Below are 18,244 nucleotides of genomic sequence, written 5' to 3'. Positions count from 1 at the left end.
CCGCGAGGGCCTTAGGCGAAGGCCTCCACCGGCGGGCACGAGCAGACCAGGTTGCGGTCGCCGTAGGCGCTGTCGATCCGGCGCACCGGCGGCCACACCTTGGGCCGGAAGCCCTTGCCCATCGGGTAGGCGGCCTGCTCCCTGGTGTACGGGTGCTCCCAGTTCTCGACCAGGAGGCACTCGGCCGTGTGCGGAGCTCCACGCAGCGGGTTGTCGTCCGCCGGCCACGCCCCGGATCCGACCTGGTCGATCTCGCGGCGGATGGCGATCATCGCCTCGCAGAACGCGTCCACCTCGGCGAGGCTCTCACTCTCGGTCGGCTCGACCATGAGCGTGCCCGCGACGGGGAAGCTCATCGTCGGGGCGTGGAAGCCGTAGTCCGCCAAGCGCTTTGCCACGTCGTCGACCGTGACGCCGGTCGCCTTGGTGATACCGCGCAGGTCGAGGATGCACTCGTGGGCGACCATGCCGTTCTCGCCGGTGTAGAGCACCGGGTAGTACTCGTCGAGGCGGCGGGCGACGTAGTTCGCCGATGCGATGGCCGTCAGCGTCGCCGCCCGCAGCCCGGGGGCACCCATCATGCGGATGTAAGCCCACGTGATCGGCAGGATCGACGCGGACCCGTACGGCGCCGCCGACACGGTGTAGGTGTCGGACAGCTCCTCGGCCAGCGGGTGACCGGGCAGGAACGGGGCGAGGTGGCTGCGCACGGCGACCGGCCCGACGCCGGGGCCGCCGCCACCGTGCGGGATGCAGAACGTCTTGTGCAGATTGAGGTGGCTGACGTCGCCGCCGAACCGCCCGGGCCGGGCCAGGCCGACGAGCGCGTTGAGATTGGCCCCGTCGACGTAGACCTGGCCGCCGACGTCGTGCACCGCCGCGCAGATCTCCTCCACGTCGTGCTCGAACACCCCGTGCGTCGACGGATAGGTGATCATCAGCGCCGCCACGGCGTCACCGTGCTCGGCGATCTTGGCACGCAGGTCGTCGAGGTCGACGTCGCCGTTCTCGCGGCACGCGACGACCACGACCCGCATCCCGGCCAGGGCGGCAGAGGCCGCGTTGGTGCCGTGCGCACTGGACGGGATCAGGCAGATGTTGCGCTGCGCGTCACCGCGGCTGAGGTGGTAGGCCTGGATCGCGAGCAATCCGGCGTACTCGCCCTGGGAGCCCGCGTTGGGCTGCAGGGAGACCGAGTCGTATCCGGTGAGCTGGGTCAGCCAGCCCTCGAGATCGGCGATCAGCTTGCGCAGTCCCGGCGAGTCCGAGGCAGGCGCATACGGGTGCTGCTTGCCGAACTCCGGCCACGTGATGGGTTCCATCTCGGCGGCCGCGTTGAGCTTCATCGTGCACGAGCCCAGCGGGATCATGCTGCGGTCCAGCGCGATGTCCTTGTCCGACAGCGACCGCAGGTAACGCATCATGTCGGTCTCGGTGCGGTACTTCGTGAACGCCGGGTGGGTCAGGAACGTCGACGTGCGGGTGGCGATCTCGGGGCCCTGCCAGTGGTGTCCACCGCGGGTGGCGCCGAAGGCGGACAGGACGTCCTCGACGTGGGTGGCGGTGGTCGCCTCGTCGCAGGCCACCGACACGTGGTCGCCGTCGACGAGCCACACGTTGATTCCCCGCTCCTTGGCGGCCGCGCGGACCGCCTCGGCGCGACCGGGCACGCGGGCCAACACGGTGTCGAAGAACGCGTCGTGGACGACTTCGACGTCGGCCTCGACGAGGGCGGTCGCGACGGCGAGGGCGTTGCCGTGCACCTTGTGCGCGATGGCCTTGAGCCCGTCGGCGCCGTGGTAACTGGCGTACATGGCCGCCATCACCGCCAGCAGCACCTGCGCGGTGCAGATGTTGCTGGTGGCCTTGTCGCGGCGGATGTGCTGCTCGCGGGTCTGCAACGCCAGGCGGTAGGCCGGCGATCCGTCGGCGTCGACCGAGACGCCGACGAGGCGGCCCGGCAGCTGCCGGGCGTGCTTGGTGTGCACGGCGAGATACCCGGCGTGCGGACCACCGAATCCCATTGGGACGCCGAATCGTTGGGTGGTGCCGAAACCGACGTCCGCGCCGATCTCGCCGGGCGGGGTGATCAGGGTCAGGGCCAGAAGGTCGGCGCCGACGGCGACGAGTGCGCCGCGCTCGTGGGCCTGCTCGACCACGCGGCTCCAGTCCTGGACGCGTCCGCTGGCGCCGGGCAGCTGGACGACCACGCCGAAGAGTTCGCCGTCGGCCAGGTCGCCGGGCAGGCCTTCGCTCAGGTCGGCGGTGACGATGCGAATGCCGAGCGGCGCGGCCCGGGTGGCCAGCACCGCCGCGGTCTGGGCGTAGACGTCGGAGTCGACGAGCAGCGTGTTCCCGGATCCCTTCACCGCACGGTGCATCAACGTCATCGCCTCGGCGGCGGCGGTGGCCTCGTCGAGCATGGACGCGTTGGCCACCTCGAGACCGGTCAGCTCCTCGACCATGGTCTGAAAGTTGAGCAGCGCCTCGAGCCGGCCCTGGCTGATCTCCGGCTGGTATGGCGTGTAGGCCGTGTACCAGGCGGGGTTCTCGAGGACGTTGCGCTTGAGCACCGCCGGGGTGAGCGTGTCGAAGTAGCCCTGCCCGATCATGGACACGGCGACGGTGTTGGCGTCGGCCATGGCCCGCAGTTCGGCCAGCGACTGCTCCTCGGTGGCCGGTGGCGGCAGCTGATCGAGGCCCGGGGACACGCCGTCGGCGGTCAGGGCGTCGAGAATGCCCGCCGGGAGCGCCTTTTCGGCAAGCTCCCCAAGGGTGTCCACGCCGATGACTCGGAGCATGGTCGCGACCGCGTCGGCGTCCGGACCGATGTGCCGGTCGGCGAACCGAGGCTGGTGATGATCATGGGTGGAACCGGACAAGAGTGGACCCCTCACACGTCAGAGCGTGGAACCGCTTGCGGTCCTCCCCCTCTGTCGTCGACCCGTAGCGGGTGCCTGAGAGATTCGGCCGATTGGGCCTTTCCCCATGGGCGGGTGAAGTCGAGCTCACCACTTTCCAGAGGCATCGTGGCTCCGTGCGGTCCGGGTGCCTGAGAGGTTGACGGAGAGGTGTTGCTCCTTCGGCGTCCGTGGCTGGCGGCCACGGAACTCTCCCGCGCGGGGGCGATGCGTGGGCCAGTCTACCGGGGACTAGCCGATCTTGCGGTCGCGGTGCTTGCGGCGCGAGGCGAGCTCGTCCTCCGGGCTGGCGATGGACTCGCCGCCGTCGGCCCGCTCGCCCGGAAAGTCGGCGATGGCGCCGGTGAGTTCGCGCATGGCCCCCGACACCGCGATGCCGAACACACCCTGCCCACCCTGGAGGAGGTCGACGACCTCTTCGGCCGAGGTGCACTCGTAGACGGTGGTGCCGTCGGAGAACAGCGTGATGTTCGCCAGATCCTTCACACCCCGCTGACGCAGGTGGTCCACGGCGACGCGAATGTTGTGCAACGAGATGCCGGTGTCCAGAAGTCTCTTGACGATCTTGAGGACCAGGATGTCCTTGAATGAGTACAGCCGCTGACTGCCCGAACCTGCCGCGCCGCGGATGGACGGCACCACCAGCGACGTCCTAGCCCAGTAGTCGAGCTGACGGTAGGTGATGCCGGCGATCTGGCAGGCGCTCGGCCCGCGGTAACCCACTAGCTCGTCCGGTACGGAGTCGTCGGGGAACAGTCCTGCCTGCACTGCTTCGCTAGGGGCGGCCGAGACTGCCGGCTCCGGTGTGCCGCTGGAGGTGAGATCCAACTGCTCCTGACGTGGCGTGTCGCCCACTGCCCATCCTCTCGCCGATCGAACTGGATCTGTGCGTGGCAGCCATCAACGACGACTCAACACGTTTGCTCCGAGCTCTCGAGTATGTCGAGCATACGCTTCCTGCTCGGCACTCACTGCCCCTCGTAGCGATTCAAAGTATGGCCGCCTCCGACGCGGATCGACGAAACCGGCTCCGCGTGTCGAATGCGTGAGACGCATCCGTGACCATCGGTTTCAGGTCGCCTTGAAGTCGTCGGGAGAGACGCTGTCGAGGAACTCCTTGAACTTCTCCACCTCGTCCTCGCGGACGGCACCGGTGGACTCCTCGTCGGACTCGTCGGGGATCAGCAGACCCGCCTCGGCCAGGACGGCCTCCTCGACGTAGATCGGCACCCCGGCCCGCATGGCGATCGCCACCGAATCCGACGGGCGCGCCGAGACCTTGATGTCGCGGTCGAAGATCAGGTCGGCGTAGAAGGTGCCTTCCTGCAGGTCGACGATCCGGACCTCCTTGAGCGAATGCCCAAGGGCGGTAATCAGATCCCGAATCAGGTCGTGGGTGAGGGGCCGTGCCGGCTCGACCCCCTGCTGTTCCAGGGCGATGGCCTGCGCCTCGGTCTGCCCGATCCAGATCGGAAGATAACGGTCGCCGTTGGACTCTCGCAGCAGCAGGACCGGCTGATTCTGCGGCTGTTCCACGCGAATGCCGATTACTCGAACCTCGCCCATCTATGTCTGCCCTCCGCGCCTGAAAGCCGGTCGTCAGACCGTCGAACCGAGTCTAATCCTCAGCGATCGAGTACGTCGCGCACGGCGGATTTGATCAGCGACGTGTGCAACGTGATGGCCAGTGCGGCGACCTCGCGCGCGACGTCGTCGGCGCGGTCGCGGGCACCCGCCTTCCTGGTCTTGTCGATGGGCCCGGCGATTTGGGCGATCAGATCGGACTGCCGGTCGGCAGCGGAACGGAACGCCCGCAGGTGCCGGGGTTCCACGCCGTAGTCGGCCAGTGCCTTGGCGCATTGCGCGGTGACCACCATGTGCTCGTCGAAGAATCCGCCCGGACCCGACGTCACGACACCGGCCTTGATGAGGGCACCAAGGAGGTCCTCGTCGACGCCCGAGCGCGACAGCAGGTCTTCCCGGCTCAGCCGGACCTGCGCCGGTGCGACCGCGGCCGTGTCATACGCGCCGTCAGCCCCTTCGCCGTCGGCCGGCACCTGAACCAAACGCGGTACGCCGTAACTGGTTCCGGTCTCGGGAAGGGCACCGTCGGGCTGTGCGTCGAGCTGGGACTTGATGACCTTCAGCGGCAGGTAGTGATCGCGCTGCGCCGTCAGGATGAACCTCAGGCGTGCGCAATCGTAGGCGGTGAACCGCCGGTATCCCGACCCCGAGCGCTGGGGCGTGACCAGTCCTTCGGCTTCCAAGAATCGGATCTTGGAGATGGTCACGTCCGGAAAGTCGGGTCGGAGCGATTCGAGGACTGCTCCGATCGACATCCCGGCAAGCGCTGGGGTGTCGGGCGCCGTCATCAGCTGCCGGCGCCGCCGTCGTCGCCCTTGGGTCCGGTCAGGAAGACCAGCCGGAACTTGCCGATCTGGACCTCGTCGCCGTTGGCGAGAACCGCGGAGTCCACCGGCTCGCGGTTGACGTAGGTGCCGTTGAGGCTGCCGACGTCGACGACCTGGAATTCGCTGGACTCGAGGCGGAACTCCGCATGCCGGCGGCTGACCGTGACGTCGTCGAGGAAGATGTCGCTGTCGGGGTGCCGACCGGCCGACGTCCTGGCCTGGTCGAGCAGGAACCGCGACCCGGCGTTGGGTCCACGCTTGACGACGAGGAGGGCCGAGCCCGCGGGCAGGCCTTCGACGCCCGAAACGGCACTTTCACCGCTGGTCGCTGGGGGGGCGTCCAATTCGTTGAGGAAGTCCGATCGGAAGACCGACGTCGTCTCGACCGTCACTTCCCCTTCGGTCTGATCCGCTCCCGAACTGGTGTCGTTGTCCGTCACCCGGTGCTCCTTACTGGCTGCTGTGGCGATGGTTGGCAGACGCGCCGGCGTGACGCCAGCCGTCATGCATCTCCAGACGACCGTACCGCGCGGGGGTGGTCGCCGTGACATGCACTACCGGATCATGTCCGGATTTCTCATTCGTCGAGCGTGGCACCGTAGGCGTCGGCGTCGAGCAGGCCGTCGAGTGCCTCGGACAGCGCCCCGGCCTCGACCTGCAGGTCGATGAGCCAGCCGGCGCCGTAGGGGTCGGAATTGACCAGTTCCGGAGCGTCGGCCACTTCACCGTTGACCGCAACGACTTTGGCGGTGATGGGCGCGAAGAGGTCGGAGTTCGACTTGGTCGACTCGACGGTGCCGAACTCCCCACCGGCCGTGACCTCGGCGTCGACGTCGGGCAGTTCCACGAACACGACGTCACCGAGGGCCGCCTGGGCGTAGTCGGTGATGCCGACGCGAACGGTGTCGTCACCGGTCCGACGCACCCACTCGTGGTCTTCGGTGTAGTAAAGGTCGGACGGAATCTCGCTCACTGGGCTCCTCGTGTGTTCACTTGTCTGGCTGAGCGTATTGGCGGGGTTTCGGTTGCCGCAAGGCGGTCACGTTCACCACGTCCGCCTGAGACACCGACATTGTGCCGCCGACGCGTTCGACGCTGTCGACGGCCCCACCCGGGATGTTCATGGCCGCCGACAACGTCGCCGGATCGCCAATGGCGAGAACGGAATAGGGCGGGGACAGGGTGGTGCCGTCGAGGACCAGGGCCCCGGGGGATCCCACCACCCACGAGTCGACGCCTAGTCGTACCGGCGGCGTGCCTGCGGCACTGATCTGCATCGCCTCCGCACCCGCTGCCCGCAGTTCGTTGACGACGTCGAGCATGGTCTCCGGCGACACCCCCGGCGCGACGTCGTCGATCGTGATCGTCACCCCCGGGCCCGTCGCGGCCACGGTTCCGATCAGGATCGACAGCGCCGCCAGCCGGTCCCGGGCGTTCTCGATCGCGGCCTGGTCGTCGGTGCCCGAGGAGCGCAGCGACTCCAGGGTCCGCTGCAGATCGGCCACCTCGGTGTTCAGCGCCGCCTCGCGCTGCTGCAGCGAGTCGAGCAGGACCAGTAGGTCGGCCGGGCGGGCGGTCTCCAGCGAGTCACCGGACTCGGTCTGGCGGGCCGGGGTGACGATCGCCACGCCCAGCAGCAGGCACAGCAGGACGGCGAGGGCACCGAAGGCCAGCTGACGGCGCGACCGGGGTCGCGCCGCGTCGTCGGGCAGCTCGTGTCGTCCGTGTTCGGGTTCGGAGTCGGCCATCGCTCACGCCCCGAACAGCCGGCGCCGCAGCGCGGCGGCATTGCCGAAGATCCTGATGCCCAGCACGACGATGATGGCCGTGGAGAGCTGGGTGCCCACCCCGAGCTGGTCGCCGACGAAGACGATCAGCGTCGCGACGAGAACGTTGAAGACGAAGGACACCACGAACACCTTCGCGTCGAAGATTCGCTCGAGGTAGGCGCGTAGGCCGCCGAACACCGCGTCGAGCGCGGCGACGACGGCGATCGGCAGATACGGCTGAATCGCCTCGGGCACGCTGGGATGGAACACCAGGCCCAGGACGATGCCGACGACGAGTGCGGCAATTCCAATCATTTCGCCCCAATCTGCTTGGCGAAGTTGACCTCTCGCACCGAACCGGCGGGCAGTTCGAGGTCGTCGGCTTCGCTCACGTTGACGGTCACCCCGTAGCTCGCCTCCAGGAGCCGCAGCCGCTGCAGGCCAGGGCTCTGGTCGAAGGAGTCACCCATGGCATGCGGGGGGCCGACGGCGCGGACCGAATACGGGTTGGCGATGGGCTGGTTGTCGACCAGCAGACCGCCGCCCGCCTGCCGGATGGTCACGTTCGGTCCGATACGGACGTTCCCGATCGCGATGGCCTCGGCGCCGCTGACCCACAGCGAGTCGACGACCAGTTGCAGGTCGCGGTCGAGGATCACCTGGGGACTGCCGGCGACCCGTTGCTTGGACACGTCGCTCAGGTCGCGGGCGGCACTGGCCTCGGTGACGGTGACGTCCAGGCCCGGGCCGTGCACGGCGGTGGCCGCGGCGGCGAACTCGGCGACGTCGAGGTCGGCGAGCAACCGGCGGCCCTGCTCGTCCCCGGCGAGCCGCTCGCGGCGTTCGGACTCGACCTGTCCGGCGAGGGCGTTGCGGCGCGCGGTGCTCGCCTCGGTCGCACGTTCGGCGTTGTGCACCCCCGTCGCCAGCACCTGGCGGGTCTCCTGGGTCGCCGGGGCGACCGACGCCGCCTGCGCGGCGGCCGCGGCGAACACCGCCGTCACCAGCAGCCCCGCCAGAATCTGCCAGCCCCAGCTCGTGGCGGGTCGGGGCGGGGCGGCCGAGGTGCGTCGCTCGGCCGCCGCGGCGTACCCGGGGTCGAGGTGTTCGGAGAGCAGGGAGCGGAGCAACGAGGGCACCGGGATCATCGTCGGGGCGCCCGCCTGGTGAGCGTTGCGTCCGGCGTCCGGGCTGTAGCCGCCGAGCGCGCGCTCGCCGTCAGGCACGTCCCCCGGCGGCCCGGCGCGGCACCTGCCGGACGACCATGGAGGTCTGCAGGAGGTAGAGCGCCCCCGACCACAGGTACATGGCCATCCCCCAGCCGAGGAACGCCCATCCGATGGCCAGGATCACCCTGCTCCACAACGCATCCCATTGGCCGAGCAGCACCAGCGGGAACCCCGACATCAACGCGAACGTGGCGGCCTTGCCGACGTAGGTGACGGTCAGGGCCGTCAGACCGCGGCTGCGCAGGATCGGCAGGGTCAGCGCCAGGACCGCGTCTCGCCCGATCAGCGTTGCGACGAACCACCACGGCACGATGCCGTCGACGGCCATGACCACCGGGACGACGACCATGTAGATGCGGTCGACCGCCGGGTCGAGCAACGCACCGAGGCGTGAGGACTGGTTGTCGAACAGCCGGGCGATCTTGCCGTCGGCCCAGTCGGAGAAGCCGCTGAACATCAGCACGCCGACGGCCCAGGCGTTGGCGTGCGCGACGAGCAGGAGGTAGATGAAGACGGGCACCAAGATCAGCCGCAACACGCTCAGCACGTTGGGGATGGTCAGGATTCGATCCGAGACCACTTCTCCCGTGTCCCCGGCGCCCATACCGATGAACCTAGCGGAATACCCCCGGCAGGCTCAGCGCCGACATGGAGTCCTCGGACAGCGGATTGTCGTGAATCATGTAGGTCCACGTCGAGGTCGGCCTGGCGAGTTTCGACAGATCCAGGCCCTGCTCGTCCTCGACGACGTTGGCGGTCTCGAAGGTCTGCTGCGCGGCTTCGATGGCATCGGCGGCCAGAGAGCCGAACGCGTCGACTGCGAGGCGGTGGAATTCGTCGAGCGGGTTCTGCCTGCCCAGGGCCCGCAGGTGGATGCTCTCGCGGATGTCGGAGAGGTAGGCCTGGTGATCGGCCCAACCGCGGTCGAGGTGGTAGAGCATGATCTTGCGCGTGATCGTCTCGAGCCGCTCCTCGTCGAGCAGTTTCAGCAGCTCCTCATAGCGTTCTGATGATCGCTGCGCCAACTCTTCGCGAGCGGTTGCGGTGCGCAGCAACGTGTTTCGACGTTCGACCAGAATGGCGCGCTGCTGGGCGACCAGCTGGTTGTAGCGCCAGGTGTTGGCGTGCACGTCGAGCAGCCGGCCCTCGGCGATGCGCTGGGCGTGTTCGAGCAGTTGGGCGGCCTTGTCCCCCACGATCCGGCCGTCGTCGTCGGTGGCGGTCGGCAGCTTCTCCGGGTCCAGGTGCGAGACGACGACGTCGTCCTCCCAGCTGGAGAAGAAGATCGACGACCCGGGGTCACCCTGGCGCCCGGCGCGGCCGCGCAGCTGGTTGTCGAGCCGTTCGGTGTGGTGGCGACCGGTGCCGATGACGTGTAGTCCGCCGAGCTTGGCGACGTCTTCGTGGCTGTCCTCGTCGGAACCGCCGAGGCGGATGTCGGTACCGCGACCGGCGATCTGGGTGGACACCGTGACCGCCTCGAGCTGGCCCGCCTCGGCGATGACGCGGGCCTCCTCCTCGTCGTTCTTGGCGTTCAACACGACCGCGGGCACACCGGCCTTGACGAGTCGCTCGTGGAGTTCCTCGGACTCGGCGACGTCGCGGGTGCCGACGAGCACCGGTTGACCGGTCGCGTGGATGGTCTTGATGTGGTCGATGACGGCGTCGATCTTCGCGGCGGCGGTGATGTAGACGCGGTCGACGTCATCCTCGCGAATGTTGGGCGTATTCGGGGGAATTGGCGAGACGCCGAGCTTGTAGAACTGGCGCAACTGCTCGCCGGCGGCCAGCGCGGTGCCCGTCATGCCGCACACCGTCGGGTACCGGTTGATCAGCGCCTGGACGGTGATGGTGTCGAGCACCTCACCGGTCTCGGTGGTCTCGATGCCCTCCTTGGCCTCGACGGCGGCCTGCAGCCCGTCGGGCCAGCGCTGCAGCTGCGCGATGCGCCCGCGCGAGGCGTTGATCAGCTGCACCCGGCCGTCGCGGACGATGTAGTGCACGTCGCGCTGCAGCAGCACGTGCGCGTGCAGGGCCACGTTGATCTCGGTCAGCGTGGTGGTGACGTTCTCCTCGGAGTAGATGTCGACGCCACCGAGCGCCTTCTCCAGCTTGCGGGCGCCGGCGTCGGTGAGATGCACGTTGCGACGGTCGGCGTCGGCTTCGTAATCCTTGCCGGAGACGAGTTCGCCAACCATCCGGATGATCTCCAGCCGCGGCGTCTCACGGTGGGTGGTGCCCGCGAGGACCAGCGGCACCAGCGCCTCGTCGACGAGCACCGAGTCGGCCTCGTCGATGAGCGCGACGTCGGGGTCGGGCGAGACCAGGTCCGCGACGTCGGTGACCAGCTGGTCGCGCAAGACGTCGAAGCCGATCTCGTTGACCGAGGCGTAGGTGACGTCGCAGGCGTAGGCGGCGCGGCGCTCCTCGGGGGTGGACTCGGCGGTGATCCAGCCGACGGTCAGGCCCATGGCCTCGAGCAGGGGTCCCATCCACTCCGCGTCGCGACGGGCGAGGTAGTCGTTGACGGAGATGACGTGCACGCTGCGGCCGGCGATCGCGTAACCGGCGGCGGCGATCGCACCGGCCAGGGTCTTGCCCTCACCGGTGGCCATCTCCACGACGTCGCCGGCGAGCATGCGCAGCGCGCCGAGCAACTGAACGTCGAAGGGCCGCAACGTCGTCGCGCGCTCGGATGCCTCCCGGGCGATCGCGAGGAACTGCGGGATGTCCGAGGACTCGGCGAGACCCTTGAGGTCGAGCAGCTTCGCGGCCGCCTTGAGCTTGTCGTCGTCGAGGCCGGCGGCCTTGTCGTCGAACTCGGCCGACGCGCGCACCAGGTCCATCGACTGGGCCTGATTCTTGTCCGTGCTGGCACCCAGCAGCTTCCAGAATCGGTTGCTGAGCCGACCAGAGGTTCGGTCTTTCGTCTTCGGCGCGATCTTTGGCACGCGTTCACGGTACGCGGGCTCCCGCGTCTCTTGCGAGCGTGCGTGTCGGGCCACGACACGCCGCGCCACGATGGCAGAACCCGCGTGCCCGGGCTGCGGTAACTTGCCGCAGACGGTGGTGTCGCCCTAGGCCCGCAGAGGAGTGGCGATGAATTCGGACGGATTCGCCCCCTCCGTCGACTGGGCCCACGAATTCCTGGCGTCGACGCTGTGGGTGCTCGAGGCATTCGCCGTCTCGGCGGTGTGCCTGGCGCTGATCCTGGTCGTCGTCGGCCGCCACACGGAGTGGGGCCGGCAGTTCTGGCGTCTCAACGGCCCCTACTTCACGACCTCCTCCTCGCGCGTCACGGTGTGGCTGATGCTGGCGGGGTTGCTGGCCTCGGCCGTGCTGTCGGTGCGGATCGCGGTGCTGCTGAGTTATTACGCCAACGACCTGTTCTCGTCCCTGCAGGCGGCGTTCGAGGGCGGGGCCCGGCGGAATTCCGGGGTCGACGGGTTCTGGCAGTCGATGCGGATCTTCGCCGTGCTGGCGACCGTCGCGACCGTGCGGTCGTTGGCCGACCTCTATCTGATGCAACGCTTCACCGTTCGGTGGCGGGTGTGGCTGACGCGGCGACTGGTCGACGACTGGCTCGGCGGTTACGCCTACTACCGCGGGCAGTTGCTCAGCACTCCGATCGACAATCCCGACCAGCGCATCCAGCAGGACGTCGACGTCGTCACCAACGGCACCGGGGAACCGAACGTGCCGTCCCACGGGTCGGGCAACACCCTGCTCTTCGGGGCCGTCGAGTCGGTCCTGAGCGTCGCGTCGTTCGGCGTGATCCTGTGGCAGTTGTCGGGTCCGCTGACCGTGGCCGAGGTGACGCTGCCGCGGGCGCTGTTCTGGATCGTGATCGTCTACGTGCTGGTCGCCACGGTGCTGGCGTTCTGGATCGGCCGGCCGCTGATCCAGCTGAGCTTCCTCAACGAGTTCCGCAACGCCAGCCTTCGGTACGCGATGGTGCGGCTGAAGGAGGCCGCCAGCGCCGTCGGCCTCTACCGCGGCGAGGACGCCGAGCGGCGTCAGTTGACCTCCCGGCTGGACGCGGTGGTCGTCAACTACCGGCACTGGCTCAACCGGATGGTGGCGTTCCTGGGCTTCAACCTCTCGGTGAGTCAGGCGATCAACCCGTTGCCCTACATCGTGCAGGCGCAACGCCTGTTCGCCGGTCGGATCTCCTTCGGCGACGTCATGCAGTCCGCGACGGCCTTCCACGCCATTCACGACGCGCTGTCGTTCTTCCGCAACGCCTACGACGCCTTCGCCAGCTACCGCGCCGCCCTGATCCGCCTCGACGGTCTGCGGACCGCCAACGAGGCCACCCGGGGGCTCCCGCAGCTGACGATCGGTCGATCCTCGGGCGGCGCGGTGCGCCTCGAGGACGTCGACGTGCGCACCCCGGACGGGCAACTCCTGGTCGAGGCGCTCGACGCCCGGCTCGACCCCGGCCAGAGCATGGTGATCACCGGCCCCTCGGGCAGCGGCAAGACCACGCTGCTGGCGAGCCTCGCGGGGTTGTGGCCGCACGCCTCGGGCCGGGTCGAGTTTCCCGTCGCCGAGCGCGAGGTGATGTTCGTGTCGCAGCTGCCCTACATCCCGCTGGGCGATCTGCATGCGGTCGTGTCCTACCCCCGGCCTCCCGACGAGGTCGACGCGGCGCGCGTGCAGCAGGCCCTGCTGAAGGTGGCGCTACCTCACCTCCTCATTCGGATCACCGAGAGCAAGGACTGGGCCCGTGTGCTCTCGGTCGGCGAGCAGCAGCGCGTCGCGTTCGCGCGGATCCTGCTGCACCAGCCGCGGGTGGTGTTCCTCGACGAGTCGACCTCGGCGATGGACGAGGGCCTGGAATTGATGCTCTACCGGCTACTTCGGGACGAGTTGCCGTCGACGATCCTGGTCAGCGTGAGTCATCGCGAGACCGTCGAGCAGCATCACGACCATCAATTGGAGCTGCTCGGTGCCGGCGGCTGGCGGCTCGATCCGGTCACCAGCTCGAGTTGACCCCTCTGACCGGCTGCCACGAGCTGGCCAAGGTACGTTCTCCCGATGACCGGAATGGACATGTGGACTCCGACGCTGGATTGGAGCAACGAGTGGCTCACGTCCGTGTGGTGGATCATCAAGGCCTGGTTGATCTCCGCACTGTCCACGATGGTCATCTTGACGCTGATCGGCCGCTTCACCACGTGGGGCCGCCAGTTCTGGCGCGTCACCGGCGCGTACTTCACCGGCCGTTCGAGCATCGTGGTGTGGCTCTGGCTGGCGGGCCTGTTGTTGTCGGTCATCCTCGGGGTCCGGCTGTCGGTTCTGCTCAGCTATTACGGCAACGACCTGTCGACCAGCTTCCAGGTGGTGGCCGCCGGATTGGCCAGCGGCGACGAAACGGTCAAGCAATCCGGTAAGCACGGCTTCTGGTTCTCCATCGCCGTCTTCTGCGTGCTGGCAACCATTTACGTCGCGCGGGTGATGCTGGATCTGTTCCTGATGCAGCGGTTCATCCTGCGCTGGCGCGCGTGGCTCACCGACCGCCTCACCGGAGACTGGCTCGACGGCAAGGCCTACTACCGCGCCCGCTTCATCGACGACACGATCGACAACCCCGATCAGCGCATCCAGACCGACATCGACATCTTCACCACCGGAGTCGGTCCGACGCCCAACACGCCGAACATCACGACCGGTTCGACGCTGCTGTTCGGCGCCATCAACGCCGTCGCCTCCATGATCTCGTTCACCGCGATCCTGTGGAGCCTGTCCGGGCCGCTGACGTTGTTCGGCATCACACTGCCCAAGGCGATGTTCTGGATCGGCCTGGCCTACGTCGTGTTCGCGTCGGTGATCGCCTTCTGGATCGGCAAGCCGATCATCTGGTTCGCCTTCGACAACGAGAAGTTCAACGCCGCGTTCCGCTACGCGCTGGTGCGGTTGCGCGACGCCTCGGAGGCGGTGGCCTTCTACCGCGGTGAGATCGCGGAGCGCACCGGCCTGCGCCAGCGCTTCAGCGCGGTCGTGGCCAACTACAAGCGCTACATCAACCGGATGATCGGGTTCTACGGCTGGAATCTCTCGCTGAGCCAGGTCATCCAGCCGCTGCCCTACGTGCTGCAGTTCCCGCGGTTCTACGCCGGTGAGATCCAGCTGGGTGACATGACCCAGTCGGCGTCGGCGTTCGGCAGCATCCAGGACGGGCTGTCGTTCTTCCGCAACGCCTACGACCAGTTCGCCGGCTACCGGGCCGCGATCATCCGTCTCGAGGGCTTGGTGGTCGCCAACCAGGAAGGCCGCGAACTGCAGACCGTGACGACCGCCGCCTGCGAGGACGGCACCGTCCGCCTGGAGCAGGTGGAGGTCCGCACCCCCGACGGCCGTCAACTCGTCAACCCGCTGGACCTGCGACTCGAGGTCGGCGACACCATGGTGATCACCGGCAAGTCGGGCAGCGGCAAGACCACCCTGCTGCGCAGCCTCGCCGAACTGTGGCCCTTCACCTCGGGCACGCTGACCCGTCCGTGCGGCCCCAACGAGACGATGTTCCTCTCGCAGATGCCCTACGTGCCGCTCGGTGACCTGCGCGCCGTCGTCTCCTATCCGGGAGAGGAGGGCCAGATCTCCGACGACGAGCTGCAGTCGGTCCTGAGCCGGGTGGCGCTGCCCCACCTCAACGACCGGCTCGACGAGGTGCAGGACTGGGCCAAGGTGCTCTCTCCCGGCGAGCAGCAGCGCATCGCGTTCGCCCGCATCCTGCTGACCAAGCCCAAGGCCGTCTTCCTCGACGAGTCCACCTCCGCCCTCGACGAGGGTCTCGAGATGACGCTGTACCAGCTCGTCCGCAGCGAGCTGCCCGAGATGATCCTGGTCAGCGTCAGCCACCGCAAGACCGTCGAGCAGCACCACGACAAGGAGCTGCGCCTGCTCGGTGACGGCGAGTGGGAGATCGCCGACGTCGGCGAGGAGCCCGAACCCGCGCCGGTCTAGGCCGAGGCCGGGGTAGCTTCCCGGCATGGAGATGTTCACTCCGTCGCTTGACTGGGGCAACGAGGTCGTCGCGTCGCTCGTCTGGGTGACCAAGGCGTGGGCGATCAGCGCCGTCGCGATGCTGACGGTGCTGGCGCTGCTCGCGCGCTTCAGCACCTGGGGCCGTCAGTACTGGCGCATCACTGGGCCGTACTTCGTTGGGCGACAGAGCATTCCGGTGTGGGCGATGGTAGGCGTCCTGTTGATGTCGGTGATGGTGTCCGTGCGGATGGACGTGCTGTTCAGCTACTACGGAAACGACCAGTACTCCGCATTACAGGTCGCATTCGAGGGTGCCAGCGCCGGGGACGACGCAGTGCGCGACTCCGGGATTCGGGGGTTCTGGTTCTCGATCGTGGTGTTCGCCCTCCTGGTCGCCGCCTACCTGACGCAGACACTTCTCGACCTGTATCTGATGCAGTTCTTCATCATTCGGTGGCGGGTCTGGCTCACCGACCGGTTGACGGGCGACTGGCTCGACGGCCGCGCGTACTACCGCGGCCGGTTCCTCGGCGAGGACGCCGTCGACAACCCCGATCAGCGCATCCAGCAGGACGTCGACGTGTTCACCACCGGTACGGGCCCGGAGACGAACACTCCCACGGTGGGCACCCCCACGACGCTGGTGTTCGGCGCGGTGTACTCGATCGTGTCGGTGGTCGCCTTCACGCCCATCCTGTGGAACCTCGCCGGGCCGTTGACCCTCTTCGGGGTGACGGTGCCCAAGGCGCTGTTCTGGATCGTGCTGCTGTTCGTGGCGGGGGCGACGGTCGTGTCGTTCTGGATCGGTCGGCCGATCATCGGGTTGAGTTTCCGCAACGAGATGACCAACGCCGCCTTCCGGTACGCGCTGGTGCGGGTGCGCGATGCCGCGGAGGCGGTCGGCTTCTCACGCGGCGAGCGGGTCGAGCGGCGCGTGCTGTCGGATCGCTTCGGCAGCATCATCGCCAACTATCGAAGGTTGGTCTGGCGTGGGGTCGCATTCCTCGGGTGGAACAAGGCAATGTCTCAGATCGTCGACCCGTTGCCGTTGATCGTCCAGGCGCCACGGCTGTTCGCCGGTGAGATAAACCTCGGCGACGTCAGCCAGTCCTCGAGCGCCTTTCGGTCGGTGCAGGCGTCGCTGTCGTTCTTCCGCGCGGTGTATGACTCCTTCGCGAGCTTCCGGGCCGTCATCATCCGCCTCGACGGGCTCCTGACGGCGAATGAAAGGGCAAGGGCCCTGGGCACACTCGTCGTCGAGACAAGCTCCGACGGCGGCGTGGAGATCGAGGGGGTCGAGGTTCACTCCCCCGCGGGCGACTCGCTGGTGGACGGGCTCGCGGTGCGGCTGGCCGTGGGCGGCTCGTTGGTCATCACCGGCCAATCGGGAACGGGCAAGACCACCCTGCTGCGCAGCCTGGCCGAGATGTGGCCCCACGCCTCGGGCACGGTGCGCTATCCCTCCGCCGACGGGGCGATGTTCTTGCCGCAGTTGCCCTACGCGCCGTTGGGCGACCTGCGCACGGTGTTGTGCTATCCGTCGCCCGCGGAGTCGTTCTCCGACGACGACATTCGCGCCGAACTGGACCGGGTGACGCTCGGGCACCTCGGTGCGCGCCTGGACGAGGCCGCCGACTGGTCGAAGGTGCTCTCCCCCGGCGAGCAGCAGCGCGTGGCGTTCGCGCGGGTACTGCTCAACGCGCCCAGGGCGGTGTTCCTCGACGAGTCCACCTCCGCGCTGGACGAGGGGCAGGAGTTCGCGCTGTATCGCATCCTGCGCGACCGGCTGCCGGATTGCGTCGTGGTCAGCGTGAGCCATCGCAGCACCGTCGAGCAGCACCACGACGACCGGCTCGAACTGCTGGGCGCCGGCCGGTGGCGGTTGGCCGCAACCCCGTCGCAGTAGCACTCCCCTCCGACATTTCGGCGGCTTGGGCGGGGTCATGCCCAGATCGGCCGGTTGTCCACAGAACGCATCTACGACGAGATGCGTAAGCCAATTCTCTCACTGATTGTCGCTACGACGTGCCGTCACTTCGCCTCAAGCAGCCCGCCCGGGCGGTATGACTAGCACTCCCCTCCGACATATTCGAGGGCTCGAGCGGGGTTATGCACAGATCTCTCGTTTATCCACAGAATGCCTGTAGCAGAACGATTTTCGTCAGTATTACGCCCTAGACTGAACTCATGTTCGATCAGTTGGTGGACGCGACGACCGGCACCCGCGGTGCCGGGGCGCTGTCGGCGTGGACGCGGACGGAATCGGCCGCTTGCGCCCGCAAGGTCGCGACGATGGCGGCCATGCTCGACGAGGCCTATGCGCTGTCCGGATCCGCCGATCGGGACCAATGGTGCCTGGACGATTTCGACGCCGTCGCCGCGCATATCGGCGCCGCCCAAAACATCACCCCCGGAGCGGCCGGCAATCAACTGCTGATTGCGGTCGCACTGCACGAACGGTTCCCGAAGGTGGCGGCGGTCTTCGCCGAAGGATTGATCACTTACCAGCTGGTCCGCACCGTGGTGACACGGGCCGCCCTGGTCGTCGACCCCGACGCGCTGCGGACCCTGGACGCATTGTTGGCCGATGCCTTTGGTTCGTGGGAGCCGATGTCGGTGGACAAGACCGAGAAGGCCGTCGACGCCCATGTCGCCCAAGTGGATCCGCAGGCGGTGCGGCGGACCGAGACCAAGGCGCGCAGCAGGTCGGTGGAGATCAGCATCGACCAGGACGGCAGCGGCCTGGCCACCCTGTACGCCACCCTCTTCGCCCACGACGCCAAGGCGTTGCAGGCCCGGCTACGCGCCCTGGCCGCCACCGTCTGCCCAGCCGACCCGCGGACTGCCGATCAACTCCGGGCCGACGCCTTCGGCGCTGGTGGGAACGACCGCATGGCCTGCCTCTGCGGCACCGACGACTGCCC

15 protein-coding genes and 1 riboswitch are annotated in these 18,244 nt (G+C 68.0%); of the genes, 4 read left to right on the top strand and 11 right to left on the bottom strand.

All coding sequences use genetic code 11. The features are described 5' to 3' along the window. Nucleotides 1–11: 11 nt before the first annotated feature. The 11 genes from gcvP to secA2 all read right to left on the bottom strand — a co-directional run bounded on the left by gcvP (nucleotide 12) and on the right by secA2 (nucleotide 11,272). Nucleotides 12–2,882 (bottom strand): aminomethyl-transferring glycine dehydrogenase, encoded by a 2,871-nt coding sequence (gcvP, locus tag ABZ195_RS26005; protein ID WP_355222830.1) that lies wholly within the window; start codon nucleotides 2,880–2,882, stop codon nucleotides 12–14. Between the two features lie 148 nt (nucleotides 2,883–3,030). Next, nucleotides 3,031–3,128: riboswitch (glycine riboswitch) on the bottom strand. A gap of 24 nt (nucleotides 3,129–3,152) precedes the next feature. Beyond that, complete coding sequence (locus ABZ195_RS26000) at nucleotides 3,153–3,776, bottom strand: MerR family transcriptional regulator (protein WP_355222777.1); 624 nt, start codon at nucleotides 3,774–3,776, stop codon at nucleotides 3,153–3,155. Between the two features lie 216 nt (nucleotides 3,777–3,992). Further along, on the bottom strand, nucleotides 3,993–4,487 hold the full coding sequence (locus ABZ195_RS25995; RefSeq protein WP_355222776.1) for a bifunctional nuclease family protein: 495 nt from the start codon (nucleotides 4,485–4,487) through the stop codon (nucleotides 3,993–3,995). A gap of 59 nt (nucleotides 4,488–4,546) precedes the next feature. After that, a complete protein-coding gene (locus ABZ195_RS25990) occupies nucleotides 4,547–5,293 on the bottom strand; it encodes a MerR family transcriptional regulator (RefSeq protein WP_355222775.1) in 747 nt (248 codons plus the stop codon). Beyond that, a complete protein-coding gene (garA, locus tag ABZ195_RS25985; RefSeq protein ID WP_355222774.1) occupies nucleotides 5,293–5,772 on the bottom strand; it encodes a glycogen accumulation regulator GarA in 480 nt (159 codons plus the stop codon). Before garA ends, ABZ195_RS25990 begins: the two co-directional genes overlap by 1 nt. 137 nt (nucleotides 5,773–5,909) lie before the next feature. Continuing rightward, a complete protein-coding gene (gcvH, locus tag ABZ195_RS25980; protein WP_355222773.1) occupies nucleotides 5,910–6,305 on the bottom strand; it encodes a glycine cleavage system protein GcvH in 396 nt (131 codons plus the stop codon). A 16-nt stretch (nucleotides 6,306–6,321) separates the two neighbouring features. Continuing rightward, on the bottom strand, nucleotides 6,322–7,080 hold the full coding sequence (locus tag ABZ195_RS25975; protein ID WP_355222772.1) for a DUF881 domain-containing protein: 759 nt from the start codon (nucleotides 7,078–7,080) through the stop codon (nucleotides 6,322–6,324). Between the two features lie 3 nt (nucleotides 7,081–7,083). Next, nucleotides 7,084–7,416, bottom strand: coding sequence for a DUF1290 domain-containing protein (locus tag ABZ195_RS25970; protein ID WP_149482834.1), 333 nt, complete (start codon nucleotides 7,414–7,416; stop codon nucleotides 7,084–7,086). Further along, on the bottom strand, nucleotides 7,413–8,327 hold the full coding sequence (locus tag ABZ195_RS25965) for a DUF881 domain-containing protein (RefSeq protein WP_355222771.1): 915 nt from the start codon (nucleotides 8,325–8,327) through the stop codon (nucleotides 7,413–7,415). The genes ABZ195_RS25970 and ABZ195_RS25965 overlap by 4 nt, the downstream gene beginning before the upstream one ends. Further along, nucleotides 8,320–8,934: a CDP-alcohol phosphatidyltransferase family protein gene (locus ABZ195_RS25960; protein WP_355222770.1), complete on the bottom strand. Its 615-nt coding sequence runs from the start codon at nucleotides 8,932–8,934 to the stop codon at nucleotides 8,320–8,322. Before ABZ195_RS25960 ends, ABZ195_RS25965 begins: the two co-directional genes overlap by 8 nt. A gap of 10 nt (nucleotides 8,935–8,944) precedes the next feature. Further along, nucleotides 8,945–11,272, bottom strand: coding sequence for an accessory Sec system translocase SecA2 (gene secA2 / locus ABZ195_RS25955; RefSeq protein WP_355222829.1), 2,328 nt, complete (start codon nucleotides 11,270–11,272; stop codon nucleotides 8,945–8,947). Between the two features lie 157 nt (nucleotides 11,273–11,429). Here secA2 and ABZ195_RS25950 point away from each other — a divergent pair, with 157 nt between their 5' ends. From ABZ195_RS25950 to ABZ195_RS25935, 4 genes are all read left to right on the top strand, one after another. Continuing rightward, nucleotides 11,430–13,325 (top strand): ABC transporter ATP-binding protein/permease, encoded by a 1,896-nt coding sequence (locus tag ABZ195_RS25950; RefSeq protein WP_355222769.1) that lies wholly within the window; start codon nucleotides 11,430–11,432, stop codon nucleotides 13,323–13,325. Nucleotides 13,326–13,379: 54 nt separating this feature from the next. After that, entirely contained in the window at nucleotides 13,380–15,299 is a 1,920-nt protein-coding gene (locus ABZ195_RS25945; RefSeq protein ID WP_355222828.1) for an ABC transporter ATP-binding protein/permease, read from the top strand. Nucleotides 15,300–15,324: 25 nt separating this feature from the next. After that, nucleotides 15,325–17,226, top strand: coding sequence for an ABC transporter ATP-binding protein/permease (locus ABZ195_RS25940; protein ID WP_355222768.1), 1,902 nt, complete (start codon nucleotides 15,325–15,327; stop codon nucleotides 17,224–17,226). Nucleotides 17,227–17,507: 281 nt separating this feature from the next. Further along, the coding region (locus ABZ195_RS25935) for a DUF222 domain-containing protein (protein ID WP_355222767.1) at nucleotides 17,508–18,244 on the top strand (737 nt) is incomplete at its 3' end.

It is taken from the genome of Mycobacterium sp. NPDC006124 (assembly GCF_040614235.1).
Taxonomy (GTDB): domain Bacteria; phylum Actinomycetota; class Actinomycetes; order Mycobacteriales; family Mycobacteriaceae; genus Mycobacterium.
This window is presented reverse-complemented; position numbering and strand designations above follow the sequence as displayed.